General features: G+C 69.1%; 11 protein-coding genes and 2 pseudogenes. 10 read left to right on the forward strand and 3 right to left on the reverse strand.

The genetic code is table 11. The annotated features are described in order from the left end of the window. The first annotated feature begins 1 nt into the window (after position 1). The 6 genes from HCC78_RS15940 to HCC78_RS33755 all read left to right on the forward strand — a co-directional run bounded on the left by HCC78_RS15940 (position 2) and on the right by HCC78_RS33755 (position 14,405). The gene (locus tag HCC78_RS15940) at positions 2-3,112 is read left to right on the forward strand and encodes an efflux RND transporter permease subunit (RefSeq protein ID WP_172329786.1); all 3,111 of its coding nucleotides are present in this window, start codon (positions 2-4) and stop codon (positions 3,110-3,112) included. Next, entirely contained in the window at positions 3,109-4,482 is a 1,374-nt protein-coding gene (locus HCC78_RS15945) for an efflux transporter outer membrane subunit (protein WP_172329787.1), read from the forward strand. The genes HCC78_RS15940 and HCC78_RS15945 overlap by 4 nt, the downstream gene beginning before the upstream one ends. A 143-nt stretch (positions 4,483-4,625) precedes the next feature. After that, positions 4,626-5,315, forward strand: a complete 690-nt coding sequence (locus HCC78_RS15950) for a TrkA family potassium uptake protein (RefSeq protein ID WP_172329788.1) — start codon at positions 4,626-4,628, stop codon at positions 5,313-5,315. After that, positions 5,306-6,655 carry a TrkH family potassium uptake protein gene (locus HCC78_RS15955; RefSeq protein ID WP_172329789.1) on the forward strand — a complete coding sequence of 450 codons (1,350 nt, stop codon included), beginning with the start codon at positions 5,306-5,308 and terminating at the stop codon, positions 6,653-6,655. Before HCC78_RS15950 ends, HCC78_RS15955 begins: the two co-directional genes overlap by 10 nt. 53 nt (positions 6,656-6,708) lie before the next feature. Then, positions 6,709-7,050, forward strand: coding sequence for a zinc ribbon domain-containing protein YjdM (locus HCC78_RS15960; protein ID WP_172329790.1), 342 nt, complete (start codon positions 6,709-6,711; stop codon positions 7,048-7,050). 137 nt (positions 7,051-7,187) lie between these two features. Continuing rightward, on the forward strand, positions 7,188-14,405 hold the full coding sequence (locus tag HCC78_RS33755) for a PA14 domain-containing protein (RefSeq protein WP_172329791.1): 7,218 nt from the start codon (positions 7,188-7,190) through the stop codon (positions 14,403-14,405). Positions 14,406-14,477: 72 nt separating this feature from the next. Here the strand turns inward: HCC78_RS33755 and HCC78_RS15970 are convergent, their stop codons facing one another. Continuing rightward, positions 14,478-15,446 carry a GlxA family transcriptional regulator gene (locus HCC78_RS15970; protein ID WP_172329792.1) on the reverse strand — a complete coding sequence of 323 codons (969 nt, stop codon included), beginning with the start codon at positions 15,444-15,446 and terminating at the stop codon, positions 14,478-14,480. Between the two features lie 93 nt (positions 15,447-15,539). On the opposite strand from HCC78_RS15970, the gene HCC78_RS15975 reads away from it, so the two are divergent. From HCC78_RS15975 to HCC78_RS15990, 4 genes are read left to right on the forward strand one after another with little or no spacing between them, the layout of a single operon-like run. After that, positions 15,540-16,793 (forward strand): sarcosine oxidase subunit beta family protein, encoded by a 1,254-nt coding sequence (locus HCC78_RS15975; RefSeq protein ID WP_172329793.1) that lies wholly within the window; start codon positions 15,540-15,542, stop codon positions 16,791-16,793. 10 nt (positions 16,794-16,803) lie between these two features. Next, positions 16,804-17,076, forward strand: coding sequence for a sarcosine oxidase subunit delta (locus HCC78_RS15980; protein WP_172329794.1), 273 nt, complete (start codon positions 16,804-16,806; stop codon positions 17,074-17,076). Next, on the forward strand, positions 17,073-20,018 hold the full coding sequence (locus HCC78_RS15985) for a sarcosine oxidase subunit alpha family protein (protein ID WP_172329795.1): 2,946 nt from the start codon (positions 17,073-17,075) through the stop codon (positions 20,016-20,018). Before HCC78_RS15980 ends, HCC78_RS15985 begins: the two co-directional genes overlap by 4 nt. Next, on the forward strand, positions 20,011-20,559 hold the full coding sequence (locus HCC78_RS15990) for a sarcosine oxidase subunit gamma (protein WP_172329796.1): 549 nt from the start codon (positions 20,011-20,013) through the stop codon (positions 20,557-20,559). Before HCC78_RS15985 ends, HCC78_RS15990 begins: the two co-directional genes overlap by 8 nt. Positions 20,560-20,741: 182 nt before the next feature. Here the strand turns inward: HCC78_RS15990 and HCC78_RS33760 are convergent. Both HCC78_RS33760 and HCC78_RS15995 read right to left on the reverse strand, forming a co-directional pair. Continuing rightward, positions 20,742-21,015: pseudogene (locus HCC78_RS33760) on the reverse strand (hypothetical protein); the annotation flags it as partial. A 595-nt stretch (positions 21,016-21,610) separates the two neighbouring features. Beyond that, positions 21,611-21,830, reverse strand: a pseudogene (locus HCC78_RS15995) (IS5/IS1182 family transposase); the annotation flags it as partial.

A 21,830-nucleotide genomic window follows, 5' to 3' on the forward strand; every position in this document is an offset into this window, starting at 1 on the left:
CATGGCCAGCTTCTTCATCCACCGCCCGGTCTTCGCCTGGGTGCTGGCCATCGTCGTGATGCTGGCCGGAACCTTCGGGCTGATGACCCTGCCGATCTCGCAATATCCCGAGATCGCGCCGACCACCGTGCGGATCAGCGCCAGCTATACCGGCGCCTCCGCCGAGACGGTCGAGAACTCCGTGACCACCGTGATCGAGGACGGCATGACCGGGCTCGACGGGCTGATCTACATGACCTCGAATTCGTCGCAGGGCTCGGCCAGCGTGTCGCTGACCTTCGACGACACGGTCGATCCCGACATGGCGCAGGTCCAGGTGCAGAACAAGCTGCAGCTGGTCCAGTCGCAGCTGCCGACCTCGGTCACGCAGCAGGGGGTGAACGTCAACCGCTCGACCTCCTCGATCCTGCTGGTCGGCGCGCTGGTTTCCGAGGACGGCAGCTATTCCTCGCTGGAGCTCGGCGACCTTCTCGGCTCCACCATCGAGGATCCGGTGCAGCGCACCGAGGGCGTCGGATCGATCAACTCCTTCGGCTCGCCCTATGCGATGCGGATCTGGCTGAATCCCGAGCGGCTCTACCAGTACCAGCTGACCCCCGCCGACGTCACCAGCGCGGTCAGCGAGCAGAACACCAACGTCACCGTCGGCTCGCTCGGCGACCAGCCGGTGACCAAGGGGCAGCAATTCACCGTCTCGCTCTCGGCGCAGTCGCAGCTGAGTTCGATCGAGGATTTCCAGCGCATCCTGCTTAAGACCAACGAGGACGGCTCGGCGGTCTACCTGGCCGATGTCGCCACCATCGAGCTCGGCGCCGAGGATTACGGCAGCTCCAGCCGCTACGACGGCAAGCCGGCCGCGGGTTTCGGCGTCAACCTGGCGACAGGCGCCAATGCGGTGGAGACCGCGGCGCGGGTGCGCGCGGTGCTCGGCAATCTCGCGGACTCGCTGCCCGACGGGGTGACGATCGAATATCCCTACGACACCTCGCCCTTCGTCGAGCAGTCGATCGAGCAGGTCTACCACACGCTCTTCGAGGCCATCGTGCTGGTCTTCCTCGTGATCCTGCTGTTCCTGCAGAGCTGGCGGGCGACGATCATCCCGACCATCGCCGTGCCGGTCGTGCTTCTGGGCACGTTCGGGGTCCTGTCGCTGTTCGGCATGTCGATCAACACGCTCAGCATGTTCGCGCTCGTGCTCGCCATCGGCCTGCTGGTCGACGATGCCATCGTGGTCGTGGAAAACGTCGAGCGGGTGATGGAGGAGGAGGGCCTCGGCCCGGTCGAGGCCACCGAGAAGTCGATGAGCGAGATCTCCTCTGCGCTCGTGGGCATCGTTCTGGTGCTGTCCGCGGTGTTCCTGCCGATGGCCTTCATGTCGGGCTCCACCGGCATCATCTACCGGCAGTTTTCCGTCACGATCATCTCGGCCATGGTGCTGTCGCTGTTCGTGGCGCTCATCCTGACCCCGGCCATGTGCGCCTCGCTGCTGAAACCCTCGCACGGCGGGCCGAAATTCGCCCCGCTGCGCTGGTTCAACGGCGGTCTCGACCGGCTGACCGGTGGCTATGGCTCCGTTGTCGGGCGCTTCGCGAAGCGGCCCTTCCGGATGCTCATCGTGCTGGCGGCAGTCGGCTACGGCGCCTGGTGGGTCTATGACCGCGTGCCGTCCTCCTTCCTGCCGACCGAGGACCAGGGCGTGCTGATGGCGATGATCACGCTGCCCGACGGCGCGACCAGCCAGCAGACCGAGGATGCCGTCGCGCAGCTCGAGGACTACATGCTGAACGAGCATTCCGACGCGGTGGACTCGGTCTTCGCCGCGGTGGGCTTCTCCTTCGGCGGCTCGGGACAGAATGCGGCGATGATGTTCGTCAAGCTCAAGCCCTACGAGGAGCGACCCGGAATCGATGCCGCCGACGTGATGAACGCCGCCAACGGCCGGTTCTTCAACGGCCGGATCGGCCAGGTCTTCTTCCTGCAGCCGCCCGCCATCCCAGGCATGGGCAACACCTCGGGCTTCTCGATGTATCTCGTCGACCAGCGCGGCAACGGCCAGGACGCGCTGAAGGAAGCCGCCGACCAGCTGGTCGCGAATGCCACCGAGGACGGGCGGGTCACCTCGCTCAGGGGCAATGACGACAATGCCACACCGACGCTGAAGCTGACCATCGACCAGCAGAAGGCCGAGGCCTTCGGGGTTTCGCTGTCGGACATCAACACGATGCTGGCCACGGTCTTCGCCGGCAGCTACGTCAACGACTTTCCGCTGGGCAACGACCTGCGCGAAGTGATCGTCCAGGGCGGCGCCTCCTGGCGGATGCAGCCCGAGGACATCGACAGCTGGTACATCCGCAATACCGACGGCGAAATGGTGCCGCTGGCCGCGGTCATGTCGCGCAGCTGGGAGACCGAGATGCCGAAGCTCGCGCGCTACGGCGGCACGCGGGCGCTGGAAATCTCAGGCTCGGCGGCGGCCGGCGTCAGCTCGGGCGACGCGATGAACGCGATGGAAGAGCTGACCTCCCAGCTCGACGGCGGCTACGGCTCGGCCTGGACCGGCCTCAGCTACCAGGAGCGGCTCTCGGGCAACCAGGAACCGCTGCTCTACTCGCTCTCGGCGCTGGTCGTCTTCCTCTGCCTCGCCGCGCTCTACGAAAGCTGGTCGGTGCCCCTGGCGGTCATGCTGTCGGTGCCGGTCGGCATCCTCGGCGCGCTGGTCACCACCTGGTATTTCGACCAGTCGAACGACGTCTATTTCAAGGTGGGCCTGCTGACGACCATCGGCCTCGCGGCCAGGAACGCCATCCTGATCGTCGAATTCGCCGAGACGCTGCGCAAGCAGGGGATAGCGCTGCTCGAAGCCACCGTGACGGCGGCGCGGCAGCGGCTCCGGCCGATCCTGATGACCTCGCTCGCCTTCGGCTTCGGCATCCTGCCCCTCGTGCTCGCCTCCGGGGCAGGGGCAAACGCGCAGAAATCTATCGGGACGGGGATGCTCGGCGGCATCATCTTCTCCGCTGTCATCGGAATCGTCATGGTTCCCGTCTTCTATGTCGCCGTGTTGAAGGCCGTGGGCATGGTGCGCCGCCGGCCGCAGGAGGTTCCCTCGTGAGAGTTGCATCCGTTCTAGTGCTCCTGGCGGTCGCGGGCTGCGCCGTCGGCCCCGATTACCAGCGCCCCGAAGCCCCGCTGACCGCGCGCTTCGCCGATGGCGACGCGCAGTCGATCGGCCAGGTCGCGCAGGAGGCCTGGTGGCAGGACTACCGAGACCCGGTGCTGAGCGGCCTGGTGGCGCGCGGTCTGAAGCAGAACCTCGACGTGATGGCCGCGAGCGAGGCGATCCGCGAGGCCGAGGCCAACCTGCGCGCGACCGGGATCAACGCGGCCGCCTCGGGTTCGCTCGACGGCTCGCGCACGCGCCAGGGCGGCGAGGCGATCGACGGCATCCAGACCATTGACAACGCGGAACTGGGCGCCAGCTTCGTGATCGACCTCTTCGGCGGCATAAGACGCGAGCGCGAGGGCGCCATCGCCTCGCTCGCCTCCGCCAGGGCCACGGTGGAGACCACGCGGCTGGCCTGGCTGGCCGAGCTGATCGCCGCCTATTCCAATGCCCGCTACTACCAGGAGGCGCTGGCGCTGGCGCGCGACACGATCCGCGCGCGGGAGGAAACCGTCGACATCACCCGCACCCAGTACGATGCCGGGGCGGCGACCGAATACGAGGTGGCCGAGGCGGAGGCGCTGCTGTCGAATGCCCGCGCGGCGGTGCCGCAATACGCGGCGCTCTTCGAGTCGAACGTCTATGCCATCGCCAGCCTGCTGAACGAGCCGACCGGGCCGATCATGCAGCGCATGGAGCGCGGCGCGCCGCAGCTGCGGACGCCCGTCGGCGGCCGCACCGGGGTGCCGGCCGACCTCTTGAGGAACCGGCCGGACGTGCGCAGCGCCGAGGCCGACCTGGCCGCCGCGGTGGCAGATGTCGGCGTGGCCGAGGCCGATCTCTATCCTTCGCTGTCTCTGACCGGCTCGGTGGGCCGCGCCGACGGCGTCGACAGCTGGTCCTTCGGCCCGTACCTGTCGCTGCCGGTCTTCAACCAGGGCGCGCTGCGCGCCACCCGCGACGCCCGGATCTCGGCGGCCAAGCAGGCCGAGATCGCCTGGCGCTCGTCGGTCACCGGCGCGGTCAAGGACGTGCAGGTGGCGGAATCGAACCTGCGCCGCTACCGCCAGCGCGTGTCGGCGCTGCGCCAGGCGGCGGATGACTACGGCCGCGCGCTGAGCCTCGCGCAGGAGAACTACCGCAACGGCGCGATCACGCTGCTCGACCTGCTCGACACCGACCGCAACACCGCCTCGGCGCGCATCTCGGCGGCCTCCGCCGTCAACGACGCGGCGCAGGCCTGGGCGACGCTGAAGATCGCCACCGGCTCGGGCGCGGCCGTGGCGGCCATGGGCACGCCGGCGGCCACCGGCGGCTGATCGGCCGCCATCGTCCGGAAAAGCGGCAGCCGGGCTTGCCGCGCGCGCCGGCGGGCTATCCTTTCCCGGGGCAGGGGCCGTCGCCCTTGCTCCGGCCGCCGCGGCGCAATAACCCTTGCGGCAGGACAGGAAGGAAGGCGGACATGGCGCTTCTCAAGCCGTCGGGCACGCGCAAGAGCGGCAATTTCGCCGTGCTGGGACTGGGACTCTTCGGGGCCACGGTCGCGCGCGAGCTGATGCGCTTCGGCAACTACGTCGTCGGCGTCGACCATGATGAGACCCGCGTCACCGCGATGGCGGACGAGCTGAGCCGCGCGGTGATCATCGACGTGCGCGACGACGACGCGCTGCGCGAGGCCGGGATCGGCGATTGCGGCACGGCCCTCGTGGCGATGGGCGAGGACCTGGAATCCAGCATCATCGCCGCGATCAACCTCAAGACCATGGGCGTGCCGACGGTCTGGGCCAAGGCCTCGTCGAAGACCCATCACCGCATCCTGTCGAAGCTGAAGGTGGACCGCATCATCCATCCCGAGGTCGAGGTCGGCCAGCACATCGCCCAGGTGCTGCACAACCCGATCGTGCGGGACTATGTCAGCCTCGGCAACGGCTTCCACGTGGTGAACTTCAAGGTGCCGGAAAAGCTGGACGGGGTTTCGCTGGGCGACCTGAAGCATCCCGACTACGACCTGCGCTGCGTCGGCGCGATGCGCGGCACCGAGTATCTCGGGTTCGACGGCCAGAACTGCACGCTGAAGAAGGACGACCTGCTGATCCTGCTGGGACGCCGGGCCGACCTGCGCGAATTCGCGGCGAGCCTGCCATGGCCCTGACGCGCCGCAGCGTTCCGGCGCTGTCGCGGGGGCTGATCCATTCCCCGCCCGCCACGCTGGCGCTGCTCTATCTCAACTGCATCCTGCTCGGCGCGCTGCTGCTGAAGCTGCCCGTCTGCCATGACGGCTCGGTCTCCTGGGCAGACGCGATCTTCACCTCGGTCTCCGCCGTGACGGTGACCGGGCTTTCGGTCGTCGATACCGGCTCGGCCTTCACCTTTGCCGGGCAGGCGGTGATCCTGGTGCTGATCCAGCTCGGCGGGCTCGGCCTGATGGCCTTTGCGGTGCTGCTGCTGTTCCTGCTGGGCGTGCCCGTGGGCATCCCGCACAAGCTCCTGCTGCGCGAGGAACTGAACCAGTCCGGCTACGGCGAGCTGAAGACCATCGTCTGGCTGGTCTTCTGGGTCGCGGCGATCTCGGAACTGCTGGGGACGATGTTCCTCAGCGTGGTCTTCGTGCCGGAATTCGGCCTCGGCGAAGGGCTGTGGATGGCGCTCTTCCACAGCGTTTCGGCCTTCAACAACGCGGGCTTCGCGCTCTTCCCGGACAGCCTGTCGCGCTATGTCGCCGATCCGGTGGTCAATCTCGTGATCCCCGCGCTGATCCTCACCGGCGGGCTCGGCTTCATCGTGCTCGGCGACATCGCCGAAGAGCGCAGCTGGCAGCGGCTGACGCTGCATTCCAAGCTGATGCTGACCGGCTCGGCGGTGCTGATCCTGCTGGGCTGGGTCCTCTTCGCCGCGCTGGAATGGCGCAACCCCGGCACGCTGGGGGCGCTGCACTCCACCGCCGCCAAGCTCGGCGCCGCCTGGTTCCAGGCGATCAGCCCGCGCACTGCCGGGTTCAACACCGTCGACACCGCGGAGCTGCATGACAGCACGGTGCTGCTGACCATGGCGCTGATGGTGATCGGCGGCGGCTCCACCTCGACCGCGGGCGGCATCAAGGTAACGACGGTCTGCGTGCTGATCATCGCCACCGTCGCCTTCTTCCGGCGCGAGACGGTGATGCGCGCCTTCGGCCGCAGCTTCGGCCCCGAAGACGTGTTCAAGGTGATGGCGCTGGCCACCGTCTCGACGATGGCAATCATGGCCGCGATGTTCGCGATCTCGATCTCGCATGACGGCGAGTTCACCGACCTGGCCTTCGAGGTGGTCTCGGCCTTCGGCACGGTGGGCCTGTCGCGCGGCGCCACCGGAGAGTTGGACGGGTTCGGCCGCACGGTGGTGATGCTGCTGATGTTCCTCGGCCGGGTCGGGCCGCTGACGCTGGGCTTCTTCCTCGCGACCCGCAGCCAGCCGCGCGTGCGCTATCCGCGCGGCCGGGTCTACCTGGGCTGAGACCGGCGCGATTTCCTCTGGCCAGAGCGGCGGCCCGGGCTTAAGGCGGTGCCATGACCGATCAGCTGCCGCAATGCCCCGAATGTTCCTCCGCCTATGTCTACGAGGCGGATGCCCTGCTTGTCTGTCCCGAATGCGGGCATGAATGGTCGCCGGACGCGGCCGGAGGGGATGGCGACGTGATCCGCGACAGCGTCGGCAACATCCTCGCCGACGGGGACACCGTGACGGTGATCAAGGATCTCAAGGTCAAGGGATCGTCCTCGGTCGTCAAGGTCGGCACCAAGGTGCGCGGCATCCGGCTGGTCGATGGAGACCACGACATCGACTGCAAGATCCCGGGCATCGGCCAGATGGGGCTGAAGTCGCAATTCGTGAAGAAGGTCGCCGACTAGGTCACCTGACAATCCCGTTTTCCGGAACCGCGCGCAGGACTGCAGCGCGGTTTTTTTGAACCCATTCCCCCGCCGTGCCGACCGACAGGACAGAAGCGGCGCATCGGGCTGCCGCGCTCACGGCAAGGGTTCGGAAAATGGCACATGGCACCCCTCTCTCCGGCATCGACCTGAACGCGGTTTCGGGCGGTCTGGCGCTTTTCATCGACGGCAACGGCAGCAGCGTGAAGGGCCTGCGCGGCTACCTGGATGACGTGGCCGATACCAAGGCGCTGCTGCAGGGCGCGAGCGACCTGCTCGGCCAGGTATCGGAAATGAAGGAAAACGCCGAGGACCTGCAGAAGATCGCGGACGGGGTCGGCGACGCGCTCCAGGTGGTCGGCAAGCTCGGCGGCATCCTGGGCAGCGTCTTCAAGGTCGCGACGCGGGTGATCGGCGAGGCGCTGGAGGAGATCGAGGATGCCGCCAAGCGCTTCGAGAAGCAGCTCGACCGCTTCGACGAGACCGCGGACAAGATCCAGGCGGCCATCGACAAGGCGATCGCGCTGATCGAGGAAGTGGTGGAGCCGGTGGGCGAGGGCTATCTGGAGCAGAGCCTGAACCTGAAGGACACCGTCGACCGGCTGAATGACGGGCTCGACACGCTGCGCACCGACCGGTTCGAGATCACCGCCTCCGACGAGGACGCCATCGGCGTCCCCTTCCTGCCCGCGCGGCTCGAAGGCGCGCTGCGGCAGCTGGAGACCTTCGCCGGGGCCTTCGAGCAGGGCGGCGACAGCCTCGACGCGCTGATCGAGGACGCCAACGCCATTCCCGGCGCGGATCTGTTCGTTCCGGGCGGCACGGCCGTCGGCGCCTTCGAACAGACCGTGGAGGTGATCGGCAATGCCGCCGACACCGTTGAGGCCGTGACCTCCAAGCTCGGCTTCCTCGCCGTGCCGATGGAGATCGTGTCCTTCGCCGTGAAGCCCATCGAGCCGCTGCTGAACGCTTCGGGCTTCGTCTTCCGCATGGTGGTCAAGCCGGTGCTCGACCCGATCATGAAGGCGACGGGCATCAACAAGATCTTCGATCCGGTCTCCAAGGAACTGGCCAAGCTGGTGCCGCAGATCGACGGGGCGGAGAATTTCCTCGAGGACGCGCAGAACGTCGCCGACACGCTGGAGGCGATGAAGGAGGAACTGAAGCAGGAGGCGCGCGAGGGCGTGACCAATTCGGCCGCCTTCATCGAGGATGCGCTCTCGCCGGTGCAGCGCGCCTCGGACATCACCGGGCTGGTCGATGCCGACAACCCGGCAAGCGGCTTCGCCGGCGACATCATCATCGCGGATTCCCGGCCAAGCGCGATCGCGGACACCGTCGAGGCACTGGGACTCGACACCGGGCTGATCGGCAGCCTTCTGGGGCGCAACGACAATGTCTTCGACGGCAGCGCAGGCGACGATGTCTTCGTCGACAACCTGATCGGCAACGAGATGAACGGGAAGGGCGGCAGCGACGTCTTCATGATGGCAGGCGGCGACAACACCGTGACCGGCGGCGAGGGCGAGGACTATGCCGTCTATGCCAGCCGCATCACCCAGTTCCGGCTGTCGGCCGAGATGTCCGGCGGCGTGCCGAAGATCACCGTGATCCACCTGAACCCGGACTCGGGGCAAGAGTACGAAGGCATCAGCAGCTTCCGCGGAGTCGAGCATTTCTTCTTCGAGGACATCGGCATCACCGAGGGGGCGGCCTTCGAGATCGAGCCGCTGGAAGGCGACGAAGATTTCACTGCGGCGGACGTGAGCGATGCGGCGCCGCAGGGCGTGGCGGCGGCGGAGGGCCTGGCCGGGGCGGACTACGACCGGGAGATGACCGCCAAGGCGGACATCGTCTTCGGCAGCGGCGGCGACAACCATATCCGCACCGGCGGCGGCAACGATTTCGTCGTGACCGGCGGCGGCGCGGACACGGTCGAGGCGGGCCATGGCGACGACGTGGTGGCGATCTCGGGCACAGAGGTGCTGGTCGATGGCGGCGAGGGGCGCGACGCGCTCTCGGCGGTCGGCGTGAAGGTCGACCTGGAGATTGCCCTCGACGAGCCGTCCGGCGGGGAGATCCCGGAGGGACAGTCGGGACTGGTTGCCGCGGCGGGCGCCTATGTCAACATCCAGCCGATGAGCCCCGGCAGCGCGGAGGGCGAAAGCCTGGTGGTCGCGGCGCCGGAGGGGATCGCCTACGGCGTCGCGACCGGCCAGTACCTGAATTTCGAGGACGCGATCGGCGGCGGCGGCAATGACACGCTGACCGGCAACAGCCAGGCGAATGCGCTGGCGGGCAGCACCGGCAACGACCAGATCGCGGGCGGCGCGGGCGACGACACGCTCAACGGCGGCGCAGGCACCGACGAGCTGACGGGCGGCGAGGGGGACGACCTGATCCTCGGAGGCGACGGCGACGATACGGTCTTCGGACTGGACGCGGGCGACGAGATCGACGGCGGCTTCGGGTCCGACCTGCTGGACCTGACGGGCGAGGCACGCGACATCCTGATCGACATGACCGGCGGGACGCCCGGCGCGAATGTCATCGTCAACGTGGAGGAAGTGGAGTTCGGCGGCTCCGGGAACGACACGGTGATCGCCGGAGACGAGCTCGACCGCGTCGAGATGGCCGGGGGCCGGGACCTCGCGCTCTTTCAGGGCGGCGACGATGACGGGCTGGCGCTCGGCATGGGCAGCGGCAACGACACGGTGCGCGCGGCGATGGACATGAAGGCCGACATCGAGCTTGGCGACGGCGAGGACCGCTTTTTCCTCGATGCGCCCGGCGGGGCTATGGAAGATGCGGCGGTCGCGGTCTCCGGCGGCGGCGGCAAGGACATGTTCCGCACCGACGGCACCGCGATCTCGCTCGACCTGAAGGGCAGCGGGGACGTCCTGTCGGGCAGGGCCCGGGCCATCGCGGCGGCAGAGGCGGAGGAGACGCAGGCGCTGCCGGCCACGGCCGTCGCGGCGGACGGGTTCGAGGTCTTCCTGCTCTCGGACGAAGCCGACCGCCTGCGCGGGGAAACCGACATCCGCGAGGTCTTTGCAAATGGCGGCGACGACGTGATCGACCTGTCGCTGAACCGCGTGCTGGACAAGGCCTTCACCGTCGGGCGCATTCCCTTCTCGGCCTTCGCGCTCGGCGGCGCGGGCAACGACATCCTGACGCTCTCCACCCTCGGAACGACCCTCCTCGTCGGCGGCGAGGGCGACGACATCCTCGATGCCAACGGCCGCTCGGACCGCGCGGTCGAGGGCGAGGACGCGACCGGGCGCGACGGGCTGGACGGCGGCACGGGCGACGACGTCTTCCGGATCGGCGCCTCCAGCGGCCAGATCCTGGTCGCAGGCGGCGATGGCACCGACATGATCGACTTCTCCGCCGCCTCCAGCGGCATCACCGCCGATCTCGCGGCGGGTTCCGCCTCGGACGCGGCCGGGGCCTTCTCGGTCGGCGTGCTGAAAGAGCGGGGCGACCTCAGCCACCTGATCGCCGAGGCAACGCTCGGCAAGCGGCTCGGCAGCGTTTCCGGCGCATGGTCGGGCGAATTCGGCATCGAGAACCTGCTCGGCTCCGCGCAGGGCGACACGCTGTCGGGCGATGACGGCGCCAACCTGATCGCAGGGGCGGGCGGCGATGACAGCCTGTCGGGCGGGCGCGGCTCGGACACGCTGGCAGGCGGGTCCGGCGACGACACGCTCGGCGGCGGCCGCGGCAACGACCTGCTTTCGGGCGGCGAGGGAAACGACCTGGTGCTGGGCGGCGGCGGCAATGACGTGCTGGAGCTGGGCGTCACGCTCGGCACGCTGCAGGGCGACCGCGACACGCTGGACGGCGGCGCGGACAACCCGGCCGAGGGCAATGCCGGCGACATGGTCTCCTTCAACGCGGCCGAGCCCTATCTGGGCGCCACGGTGAACCTTGCGGCGGGCCGCGCGGTGCTGCGCCATGCCGGGCAGCAGGTTGCGGATATCGCGGATATCGAGAGCGCGGCCGGCACGGTGCTGGATGACCAACTGGCCGGGGACGGGCGGGCCAACCTGCTCTATGGCGTCGACGGAGACGACCTGGTGCTGGGCTTCGCCGGGAACGACACGCTGCTGGGCGGCGCGAACGACGACAGCCTCTTCGGCGGCGCAGGCGATGACAGCCTCGAGGGCGGCGACGGGCTGAACCTGCTTTCGGGCGGGGTCGGCGATGACACATTCGTGCTGAACGGCGGCTACCAGATCGTCTCGGGCGGCGCCGGCACCGACGTGCTGGAACTGCAGAAATCCGTGGTCACTCTCGGCGGGGAAAGCGCAGTCAGCCAGTTCGCCTTCGTCGAAGCGGATGGCCTGCGCATGGCCGTCCACTATGCCGAAGCCGGCGGAGAGATGACGGTGCTTGGCGCGGCCGAGATCGGCGCCGACATCGAGCAGATCCGCATCTACGAGCCCTTCGCCGACGCCGGGGACGGCACCGTCCTGCGCCCGCTCTCCGACGGCGGCGCCTTCGCGGCGGGCGCAGTTCCGGCGAAACTGGCGATGGCGGCACATGCCCTCGACGCCCGGCAGATCGGGGCGCTGAAGGGGGCCCTCGCGGAGGAGGACGCACGCGCGATCGCCGACTTCCTTCCGGAATTCCTTGAAAAGCAGGAAGTTCCCGGCACGGAGACCGGCGACAGGCTGGTCCATGGCAGCTTCGCGCTGCCCGGCGGCGGCCATGTTCTGGTGATGACCCGCCCGGATGGCGGCGCCCGCGCGGTGATCGAGATCCACGCCTTCGACGCGGATGGCATCCCGCTCGGCGAGCCGGCCGACCTGCCGAACACCTTCGTCTTCTTCCCGATTCTCGACGCGGTGATGCTGGAGGACGGGCGGCTGGCGGTTGCCTCGGGCTCGTGGAATTCCTCGGACAAGCATGCGGAGCTTTCCGTCATCGACTTCGGCGCCGAGGGGCCGGAGGTCACAGATTACCTGCCCATGGCCTTCGAGCCGACCGGCGACATCCAGGACATCGCCATCCAGGGGACCTCGCTGCAGGATCTGTCGATGCAGGTGATCTACCGCCAGAAGGACGAGACCGGACGGATCACCGGCAAGACGCTGGCTGAATACTCGCAGCTCACCCGCAGCGGCTTTGCCGCCGAGGAGCTGCTGCGCGACAGCGGCATCGACACCAACGAGGACGTCAAGGCCGCGACGCTGGCAGATGGCAGCACGGTCACCGCGCTGGTCGGAATTTCGGGCGCGTCAGGGCCGCAGCGCATCCATTTCCGCATCGAGGATGCATCGGGGACGCTCGTCCGCGAAACCAGCTACGGCGCGAACGACAACCGTATCGCCGGAGGTGATGTCACTGCCCTGGCCAACGGCAATTTCGTCGTCGCGGCCTTCGGCAACAACGGAGATTTCGACACGTTCTTCACCATCTTCGATGCCGCCGGGCAGGTCGTGAAAGGCACCACGAGCGTGGGCGACACGGGCAGTCCCGACGAGAATGTCGATCCCAAGGCCGTCGCCCTCGCCGATGGCGGCTTCCTGTTCCTGTGGTCCGACCTCAAGCAGGGCCGGATCGAGGGCGAGCGCTTCGACGCCGCCGGAGCCAAGGTCGGCGGGCAGTTCGTGCTGGACGGCGGTTTCACGGACGAATTCGGCAGCTTCGCGGGGCTGCTGGATGCGGTCCTGCTGGAGGACGGGCGGATCGCGATGACCATCCGCGAGGAGGACGGGATCAAGACGGCGCTGCTGTCGGAAATCCGCAACGTCTTCCGCGGCGACGGCGCGGAGAACGTCATCGGCGGCACCGGCGGCGCGGACTACATCGAAGGCTTCGGCGGCGATGACACGCTCGACGGCGCGGACGGCGCGGACAAGCTCTTCGGCGCCGAGGCGGATGACATGCTCTTCGGAGGCACCGGCAACGACACGCTGGACGGCGGCAGCGGGGACGACTTCCTGGCCGGCGGCACAGGGAAGGACGACCTTTCCGGCGGGGACGGGCGCGACAGCCTCTTCGGCGACAGCGGCGATGACCGGCTCGACGGCGGCGACGGCCACGACCGGCTGGAAGGCGGGGCGGGAGACGACCAGCTGTCCGGCGGGGCTGGCCTCGACCGGCTGGAGGGCGGCGCGGGCAACGACACGCTGGCGGGCGGCGAGGGCGCGGATATCTTCGTCTTCGCCTCGGACGTGGCAGTGCTGGACGACGGCACGCGGGCCGCGCTCGATGTTCCGCTGTCCTCCGGGGAGGATGTCATCGCGAATTTCGAGCTGGGCCGCGACCGCATCGACCTGACCGGGATTTCCGGCGTGACGGGGATCGGCGACCTGGCCATCTCCGTCGACGCGGCGAGCGGCAGCACGGTCATCGATGCCGGGGCTGGCACGATCACGCTGGCGGGCATCGGCGGCGGGCTGCGCGCCGAGTATTTCGCGGCGCCGGGCGGAATTTCCTCGGTCTCGCAAGTTGATTTCGATGCCGATCCGATCTTCGCCGAAAGCCTTTCGGAGGTCTTCAAGGATCCGGGCAACGGCGCGCTCTACGAGGGCGGGCGCAGCGACTATGTCGGCGCGCGGATCGCCGGGGCGTTCGAAGTGGATGCCGATGGCAGCTACACCTTCTACCTGACCAGCGACGACGGCTCGGCGCTGTTCATCGACGGACAGCAGGTGATCGGCAATGACGGGCCGCACCGCAAGATCGAGCAATCCGCCGCGGTCGAACTTGCGGCCGGTCAGCATGACATCGAGATCCGCTATTTCGAGCGCGAGAAGGGCGCCTATCTGGACCTCGACTGGGAAGGCGCGGAATTCGGCCGCGAACAGATGGAATTCGGCGGTGCGGCGCTGTCGCAGGACGACTTCGTCTTCGCCTCCGGGCTGAAGGCGGAGTATTTCGAGGCGCCGTCGAATGCCGGGTCGCTGGCCGCGGTGGATTTCGGGGCCGATCCGATCTTCGCCGAGACCGTCTCGGCGATCGACAAGGCGGGCAGCGGCGCGTTCTTCGCGGGCGGACCGGCAGACAGCTTCGGCGCGCGCTACAGCGGTGCGTTCGAGGTGGAGGCCGCGGGCAGCTACACCTTCTTCCTGACCAGCGATGACGGTTCCGCACTCTACATCGACGGCGAGCAGGCGATCCTCAATGACGGGGTGCATTCGGCGCGGACCAACACCGCGGAGCTGGCGCTGGAGGAGGGCGTGCACGAGATCGAGCTGCGCTATTTCGAGCGCAGCGGCGCCGCGGTGCTCGATCTCGACTGGCAGAGCGCGGATTTCGCCCGCGAACAGATGGTCTTCGGCCAGCCGCTGCCGGTGGCCGGCGAGGATGGCCTGACGTTCTGACCCGCATCCGCCGGCGCCTGCCTCGGTGCGGGCAGGGGCCGCGCCGCTTCGGCGGCGCGGCCCGTCGCGTGGTCAGGCCCACGCGGCAGGGTCCGCGCGCTGCCCCTGCCGCGTGGCGGTGGGCGGCTCGCCGAATTGCCGCCGGTAGGCCCCGGACAGCGCCGACTGGCTGGAAAACCCGGTGATTTCCGCGATCTCGGCCATCTGCAGCCGCGTGCCCCGTGCCAGGTCACGCGCAGTCTCCAGCCGGATCCGCCGGTAGCAATCCATCGCGGCCACCCCCAGCGCATCCCGGAACTTGCGCTGCAGCTGGCGCGGCGAAAGTCCGGTCAGCGCCGCCAGCTGCGCCAGATCCAGCGGATCGGCGACATGGCTTTCCATCAGCGCCAGCGCGGTTTCCACCACCGGCGAGCGGACGCCGTAGCGCGCGGCGATGCTGGCCTGCTGCGGCGCCTCGGCGCTGCGGATCTCGGTCTGGATGAACCAGTCGGCGATCCGCTGGGCGAAGGCCGTGCCGTGCCGCCCGGCCATCAGCGCATGCATCATGTCGAGCGGCGCGGTGCCGCCGGCGCAGGTGAAGCGGTCCCGGTCGATCACGTAGAGCCGCCGCTCGGCCAGCAGGTCCGGGAAGCGCGCGCGCATCTCCTCCAGATGGTGCCAGTGCAGGGTGAAGCGGTGCCGGTCCAGAAGCCCCGCCTGCGCCAGCACGGCCGCGCCGCCCGAGATGCCGCCCAGCGGCACGCCTGCCCGGTCGAGCGCCCGGAGCCAGGCAAAGAGCGCCGGGTCGCGCAGCCGGAAGGGATCGCCGCCGGCAACCACGAAGACCATGGCGAAATCCGTGCCCGCCGCGGCAAAGGGCTCCGACGGGAAGGCGGCGCCGAGGGACGACACCGCCTGGCTGCCCTGCAGCGACAGCGCGCGGATGTCGTAGAGCGGTTCGGGCGCGAAGAGATTGGCGGCGCGCAGCGGCTCCATCGCCGCCGAGGTCGACATCAGGGCGAAGCCGTCCGCCAGCAGGAAGCCCATCCGCTCTGCCCGCATGCCATGTCCCTTCCCGAGAAACTTATGTCCCGAATCCGGAAGAAGCCCGGATCCCGCGCGGGCTATACCAGCAGCAGGACAACGGAGCGAGCCATGCGTTTTTCGGGTATGCGGGTGATCAGGGAGGCCCTGACCGGCCATCGCGGCTGGGGACCGCTCTGGCGCGATCCGGATCCGCAGCCGGACTACGACTTCATCGTGGTCGGCGGCGGCGGGCACGGGCTGGCCACGGCCTACTACCTGGCCAATGCCTTCGGCGAGACCCGCGTCGCGGTGCTGGAAAAGGGCTGGCTCGGCTCGGGCAATATCGGCCGCAACACCACGATCATCCGCTCGAACTACCTGCTGCCGGGCAACCAGCCCTTCTACGAATTCTCGATGAAGCTCTGGGAGGGGCTGGAGCAGGAATTCAATTTCAACGCGATGGTTTCTCAGCGGACGATCATCAACCTCTACCATTCCGACGGCCAGCGCGACGCCTACCGGCGCCGGGGCAATGCCATGCACCTGTCCGGGGCGGGCGGGCGGCTGCTGTCGCAGGACGAGCTGCGCGGGATGGCGCCCTATCTCAACTTCGACAATGCCCGCTTCCCGATCAAGGGCGGGCTGATGCAGGAACGCGCGGGCACGGCGCGCCATGACGGGGTGGCCTGGGGCTATGCCCGCGGCGCCGACCGGCGCGGCGTCGACCTGATCCAGAACTGCGAGGTCACCGGCTTCCGCATCCGGAACGGCCGCGTGCTGGGCGTCGAAACCTCGCGCGGCTATATCGGCGCGCGCCGGAAGGTCGGCGTCGCGGTGGCGGGCTCCTCCTCGCGCGTCATGGCGCTGGCCGGCATGCGCCTGCCGATCGAGAGCCACGTGCTGCAGGCCTTCGTCTCCGAGGGGCTGAAGCCGGTGCTGCCCGGCGTGATCACCTTCGGCGCGGGGCATTTCTACGTCAGCCAGTCGGACAAGGGCGGGCTGGTCTTCGGCGGCGACATCGACGGCTACAACTCCTATGCGCAGCGCGGCAACCTGCCGGTGGTCGAGGACGTCGCCGAGGGCGGCATGGCGCTGATGCCGATGATCGGCCGGGCCAAGCTGCTGCGGATGTGGGGCGGGATCATGGACATGTCGATGGACGGCTCGCCGATCATCGACGACACGCCGGTCGAGGGCCTCTGCCTGAATGCCGGCTGGTGCTACGGCGGGTTCAAGGCGACCCCGGCCTCGGGCTACGCGTTTGCCCATCTGCTGGCCACCGGAAAGCCGCACGGGACCGCCGCCGCCTTCCGGCTCGACCGCTTCGCCCGCGGCCATGTCATCGACGAAAAGGGCGCCGGCGCCCAGCCCAACCTGCATTGAGATCCCAGCCATGCTGATCCCCCATCCGCTTCTCGGCCCGCGCGACGCGCAGGAATTCACCTATCTGGGCGATGCCGCGCTGCTGGACCGGCCCGATCCCGCGGCCGGCGAAGCGGCCTTCTGCGACTATGTCTTCCTGCGCGGCAACCCGGCAGGCGTGCATCGCGAGCTGTGGTTCCACGAACAGGGCGACCGGTCCTTCCTCGTCGTCACCCGCAACACCGTCACCCATGAGATCCTGGGCGCGGAACTGGCCACGGACGTGGCGCGGAGGGGCGCATGACCCGCATCGACGGCGCTCTGGCGGACCGCAGCCGCCCGCTGGGCTTCTCCTTCAACGGCCGCCGCCTGCAGGGCTTCGCGGGCGACACGCTGGCCTCTGCGCTGCTGGCGAACGGCGTGCAGCTGGTCGGGCGCAGCTTCAAGTACCACCGCCCGCGCGGCATCTACTCGGCGGGCAGCGAGGAGCCGAACGCGCTGGTCACGCTGCATTCCGGCGCGCGGTCAGAGCCGAATGCCCGCGCCACCGTGACCGAGCTGTTCGACGGTCTGGAGGCCCGCAGCCAGAACCATGCCGGGTCTCTGGAGCGCGACTGGCTGGCGGTCAACGACCTCTTGGCACCGTTCTTCGCCGCGGGCTTCTACTACAAGACCTTCATGTGGCCCGCCGCCTTCTGGGAAAAGCTTTACGAGCCGATGATCCGCCGCGCGGCCGGCCTGGGCAGCCTGTCGGGCCTGCCCGATCCGGATGCCTATGACCGCGGCTACCTGCATCCCGACCTGCTGGTGATCGGCAGCGGCGCGGCGGGGCTGGCGGCGGCTCTGGCGGCCGGCCGGGCCGGGGCCTCGGTCGTGCTGGCCGAAGAGGATTTCGTCCTCGGCGGACGGCTGCTGGCCGAGGGCGGGCTGCTCGACGGCGCGCCCGCCGCGGACTGGGCGGCCTCCGCCGCCGCGGAGCTGGCATCGCTCCCGAATGTCCGGATCATGTCCCGAACGACCGTCTACGGCGCCTTCGATCACGGCATCTTCGGCGCGGTGGAGCGGGTCTCGGACCACCTTGCAAATCCGGGCGGCAAGGTGCGCCAGACGCTGTGGCGGATCACCGCGAAGCGCGCGATCCTCGCGGCAGGCGCCACCGAACGGCACATTCCCTTCCGCGGCAACGACCGGCCCGGCATCATGCTGGCCGGCGCGGTCCGCGCCTATGCCAACCGCTGGGGCGTGACCGGGCAGCGGCAGGCCGGGGACCCGGTGGCGATTTTCGCGGCAAATGACGACGGCCACCGCACGGCGCAGCAGCTCGCCGCGAAAGGCGTGCCGGTGCTCGGCGTGATCGACCCGCGCGCGGATGCGCCGAATTTCGGCGGCTACGACACGTTTTCCGGCGGGATGGTCACAGCCACAAGGGGACGCCGCGGGCTGACCGCCATCGAAGTGACGCGCAACGGCCGGGCGGAGTGGATGACCTGCGGGCTGCTCGGGGTCTCCGGCGGGTGGAACCCGAACGTCCATCTCGCCTCGCATCACCGCGGGCGGCCCGTCTGGGACGAAACCCGCCTGGCCTTCCTGCCGGGCGCGGGCGGTCCTGCGGGGCTGATCCCGGCAGGCGCCGCGGCCGGGCAGGGCAGCACGGCCGAGGCGCTGGCCGGCGGCCTGTGCGCGGCCGCGCGGGCGCTCGGCGATCTCGGCCTCGCCGCGGCGCCGGTCGATCTGCCTGCGGCTGCGGACGAACCGGCGGGGCAGGCCGCCTGCTGGCACGTGCCGGGCAAGGGCCGCGCCTGGGTCGATTTCCAGAACGACGTGACGGTGAAGGACATCCGCCTGGCACATCAGGAAAACATGCGCCCGGTTGAGCACCTGAAGCGCTGGACCACGCTCGGCATGGCCACCGACCAGGGCAAGACCGCCAATGTCACCGCGCTCGCCGTCATGGCCGAACTGACCGGCAAGGCGATTCCCGAGACCGGCACGACGATCTTCCGCCCGCCCTACACGCCGGTCAGCCTCGGCGTGCTCGGCGGCGGCGATTCCGGGCGCGATTTCCGCCCTGTCCGGCTGGCGCCGACGCACCATTGGGCCGAGGCGCAGGGCGCGGTCTTCGTCGAGGCCGGGCAGTGGATGCGGGCGCAGTATTTCCCGCGCCCCGGCGAAACCCACTGGCGCGAGAGCGTCGACCGCGAGGCCAGGGCCGTGCGCTCGGCCGTCGGTCTCTGCGACGTGACCACGCTGGGCAAGATCGACGTGCAGGGCGCCGATGCGGGCGAGTTCCTGAACCGCATCTACTGCAACATGATGGCGACGCTGCCGGTCGGGAAGGTCCGCTACGGGCTGATGCTGCGCGAGGACGGCCATGCCTATGACGACGGCACCTGCGCGCGGCTGGGCGAGGCGCATTACCTCGTCACCACGACGACGGCGAATGCCGGGACGGTCTACCAGCGGATGGAATTCGCGCGCCAGTGCCTCTGGCCCGAACTCGATGTCTCGCTGATCTCCGCCACCGATGCCTGGGCGCAGATCGCCGTCGCCGGGCCCCGCTCGCGCGAGCTGCTGTCGCGGATCGCGGACAAGGCCGACCTGTCGGATGCGGCCTTCCCCTTCATGGCCTGCGGCGGGATCACCGTCTGCGGCGGGCTCGGCGCGCGGCTCTTCCGCATCTCGTTCTCGGGCGAGCTGGCCTACGAGATCGCCGTCCCCGCCCGCTATGGCCATGCGCTGATGGCGCGGCTGATGGAGGCGGGCGCCGATCTGGGCGTGACGCCCTACGGCACCGAAGCGCTCGGCGTGCTCAGGATCGAGAAGGGCCATGCCGCGGGCAACGAACTGAACGGCCAGACCACGGCGGCCATGCTGGGGCTGGGCCGGATGGTCAGCACGAAGAAGGACTCGATCGGCGCGGTGATGTCGCGCCGCGGCGGGCTGGCGGAGGACAGCCGCCGCCTCGTCGGATTGGTGCCCGTGGATGCGGCCGATCCGGTGGTCTCCGGCAGCCATCTCTTGGCCCCCGGCGCACCGCTGGACATGGCGCATGACCAGGGCTGGGTCACTTCGGCCTGCTTCTCGCCCCATCTCGGCCACATGATCGGGCTGGGCTTTCTCGAGGACGGCGACAGCCGCCTCGGGCAGGAGGTCGTCGCCGCCAACCCGCTGGAGGGCCAGAGCATCCGCCTGCGCGTGGTCTCGCCGCATTTCATCGACCCCGAAGGAGCACGCCTGCGTGACTGACCTGATCCCCATGACGGCGCTCGGCGCCGCGGAGCCGCGGGAGCTGCGCATCGGCGGGCTGTCGCTGCGCGAAGATGACGGGCTGGCGCTTGCCTCCCTGGCACTGCCGCAGGGGGCGCCCCCGGTTGCGCCTTTCGGTTTGGCCCTGCCGGGCCCCGGCGGACTGGTCCGCGGCCCGGAAGGTCTCGGCGCGTTCTGGACCGGGCCGGGCCAATGGATGCTGGAAGGCACGGACCGGGCCGGGACCGGTTTCGCCGCGCAGCTGGCCGCGGAGGCGCCGGGCGCGCGGATCACGGACCAGACCGACAGCTGGGCCGTCATCGAGATCGCGGGGCCGGGGCTCGGCGCGCTGCTGGAGCGGCTGGCCAACCTGCCGCCCGCCTCGGTCGCGCCGGGCTGCGCGGCGCGCACCGGGCTGCACCACATGAGCGTCTTCCTGCTGCGTCGATCGGAAACGGAGCTGGCCGTGCTGGGCATGCGCAGCCAGGCGGGATCGCTCTGGCACGTCCTCGAAACTGCGCTGGCGCGGTTGGCCGCCTGAAACGGTCCGCCTTCTGTGCCGGCCCTGACGTCCGCGCGACAGAAGAAGCGTGGCAAAGGCGGGGCTGCGGCGTGCGCGGCTCTCACGCCTTTCCCTGTGCCGCAGTGGCAGGACGAGGTCGATCATGTCCTGTGTGGAGGTGTAGCTCATGGGGGCTCGCGACGGCCGGCCGGCCGAGCTGGTCAACCGCCCTCCGCTGCAGGCCGACTGACGGTGGAATCATCGCGGACCAAGGCGACCGTTTCCTGCGTCATGTACCTGGCGCGCCGAACGGTCCGCTCCCCGGTCTGCGCCATCAAGATCGCGCCGACGAGGCGCCGGATCGAGGCCTCGTCGGGAAGTTGTGAGGATAAGAAATCTTTCCGGAGGAAAGATTTCCCGACCAACGCGGGCAATATCGACGCCCCGCTTGACCTCGCCGTTGAGACGCTCGAACGGGTTCGTGCTGCGCAGCTTGGCCGCGAAGCCGGTCATCCCGCGGACGAGGCCGGTGCCGGCGCTCTTCTCCAGGCGCGCGGAGGTCCATAATGGGGTCGGCCATCCGGGACATCCCCGTGTTCAGGTTGGCTCGGCAACCCGACCCCGCCGGAAAGCCCGCTGGCCCCCGGCCACACGAAGCCCCGGGACGCGATCCGTCGTTGGCATGCTGCTTCGGCAGCGCTGCAACCGATCCGGAAATTGTGTTTGATCTCCCGGAAACCCGTCGATTTATCCCGCGTCGGGACGCGTGCCATCTCCCTGCGCGGATTCTCGCGGGTCACCAGGTTCGGTTTTGCCGCGTTCTTGCAGCGGCAGTTCTCTGCAGACCGTTCCCAAGCCAGCTCTTCCCAATGGAGAACTCATTGGCTTCCAATGGCGGTCGCACTTCAGCGCAGCAACAGCAGATTCGGTCCGTGCAAACGCAAAGCGGAAGTGTCACTGATCGTGCAAAGCGGAAGTGTCACCCTGGCGATGCGGCGAGCAGCCGGGCAGGCCGGAGACCTCCGCCAATCGGAGGGGCGCTGTTGCGCAAATCAGCTGACGACCGCATTTCCCCTTTCCCCGGACACACTTATCCCATGGCTACGGTGACCGGGATGCCGAGGGCCGTGAAGCGGTTCATGACCGCCGCGCGGATCTGGACCTCGGCCACCTGGCGGTCGAAATCCCGGGACATCAGCCGCTGGCCGAGCAGCTTAACGCAGTTCATTTTCGTCTCGACCCTGCTCCGGCGGTGGTACCCGCTCCAGTTCCGCCACAGCGTCCGGCCGAGTTGCTTCGATGCCCGCAGG

The organism is Mangrovicoccus sp. HB161399 (assembly GCF_013184745.1).
Lineage (GTDB): Bacteria > Pseudomonadota > Alphaproteobacteria > Rhodobacterales > Rhodobacteraceae > Mangrovicoccus.

Bases quoted from the DNA above. Each gene is read 5' to 3' on its own strand.
- HCC78_RS15940 (WP_172329786.1), top strand. From the start codon at position 2: ATGGCCAGCTTCTTCATCCACCGCCCGGTCTTCGCCTGGGTGCTGGCC.
- HCC78_RS15950 (WP_172329788.1), top strand. From the start codon at position 4,626: ATGGCGCTTCTCAAGCCGTCGGGCACGCGCAAGAGCGGCAATTTCGCC.
- HCC78_RS15955 (WP_172329789.1), top strand. From the start codon at position 5,306: ATGGCCCTGACGCGCCGCAGCGTTCCGGCGCTGTCGCGGGGGCTGATC.
- HCC78_RS15960 (WP_172329790.1), top strand. From the start codon at position 6,709: ATGACCGATCAGCTGCCGCAATGCCCCGAATGTTCCTCCGCCTATGTC.
- HCC78_RS33755 (WP_172329791.1), top strand. From the start codon at position 7,188: ATGGCACATGGCACCCCTCTCTCCGGCATCGACCTGAACGCGGTTTCG.
- HCC78_RS15970 (WP_172329792.1), bottom strand. From the start codon at position 15,446: ATGCGGGCAGAGCGGATGGGCTTCCTGCTGGCGGACGGCTTCGCCCTG.
- HCC78_RS15975 (WP_172329793.1), top strand. From the start codon at position 15,540: ATGCGTTTTTCGGGTATGCGGGTGATCAGGGAGGCCCTGACCGGCCAT.
- HCC78_RS15980 (WP_172329794.1), top strand. From the start codon at position 16,804: ATGCTGATCCCCCATCCGCTTCTCGGCCCGCGCGACGCGCAGGAATTC.
- HCC78_RS15985 (WP_172329795.1), top strand. From the start codon at position 17,073: ATGACCCGCATCGACGGCGCTCTGGCGGACCGCAGCCGCCCGCTGGGC.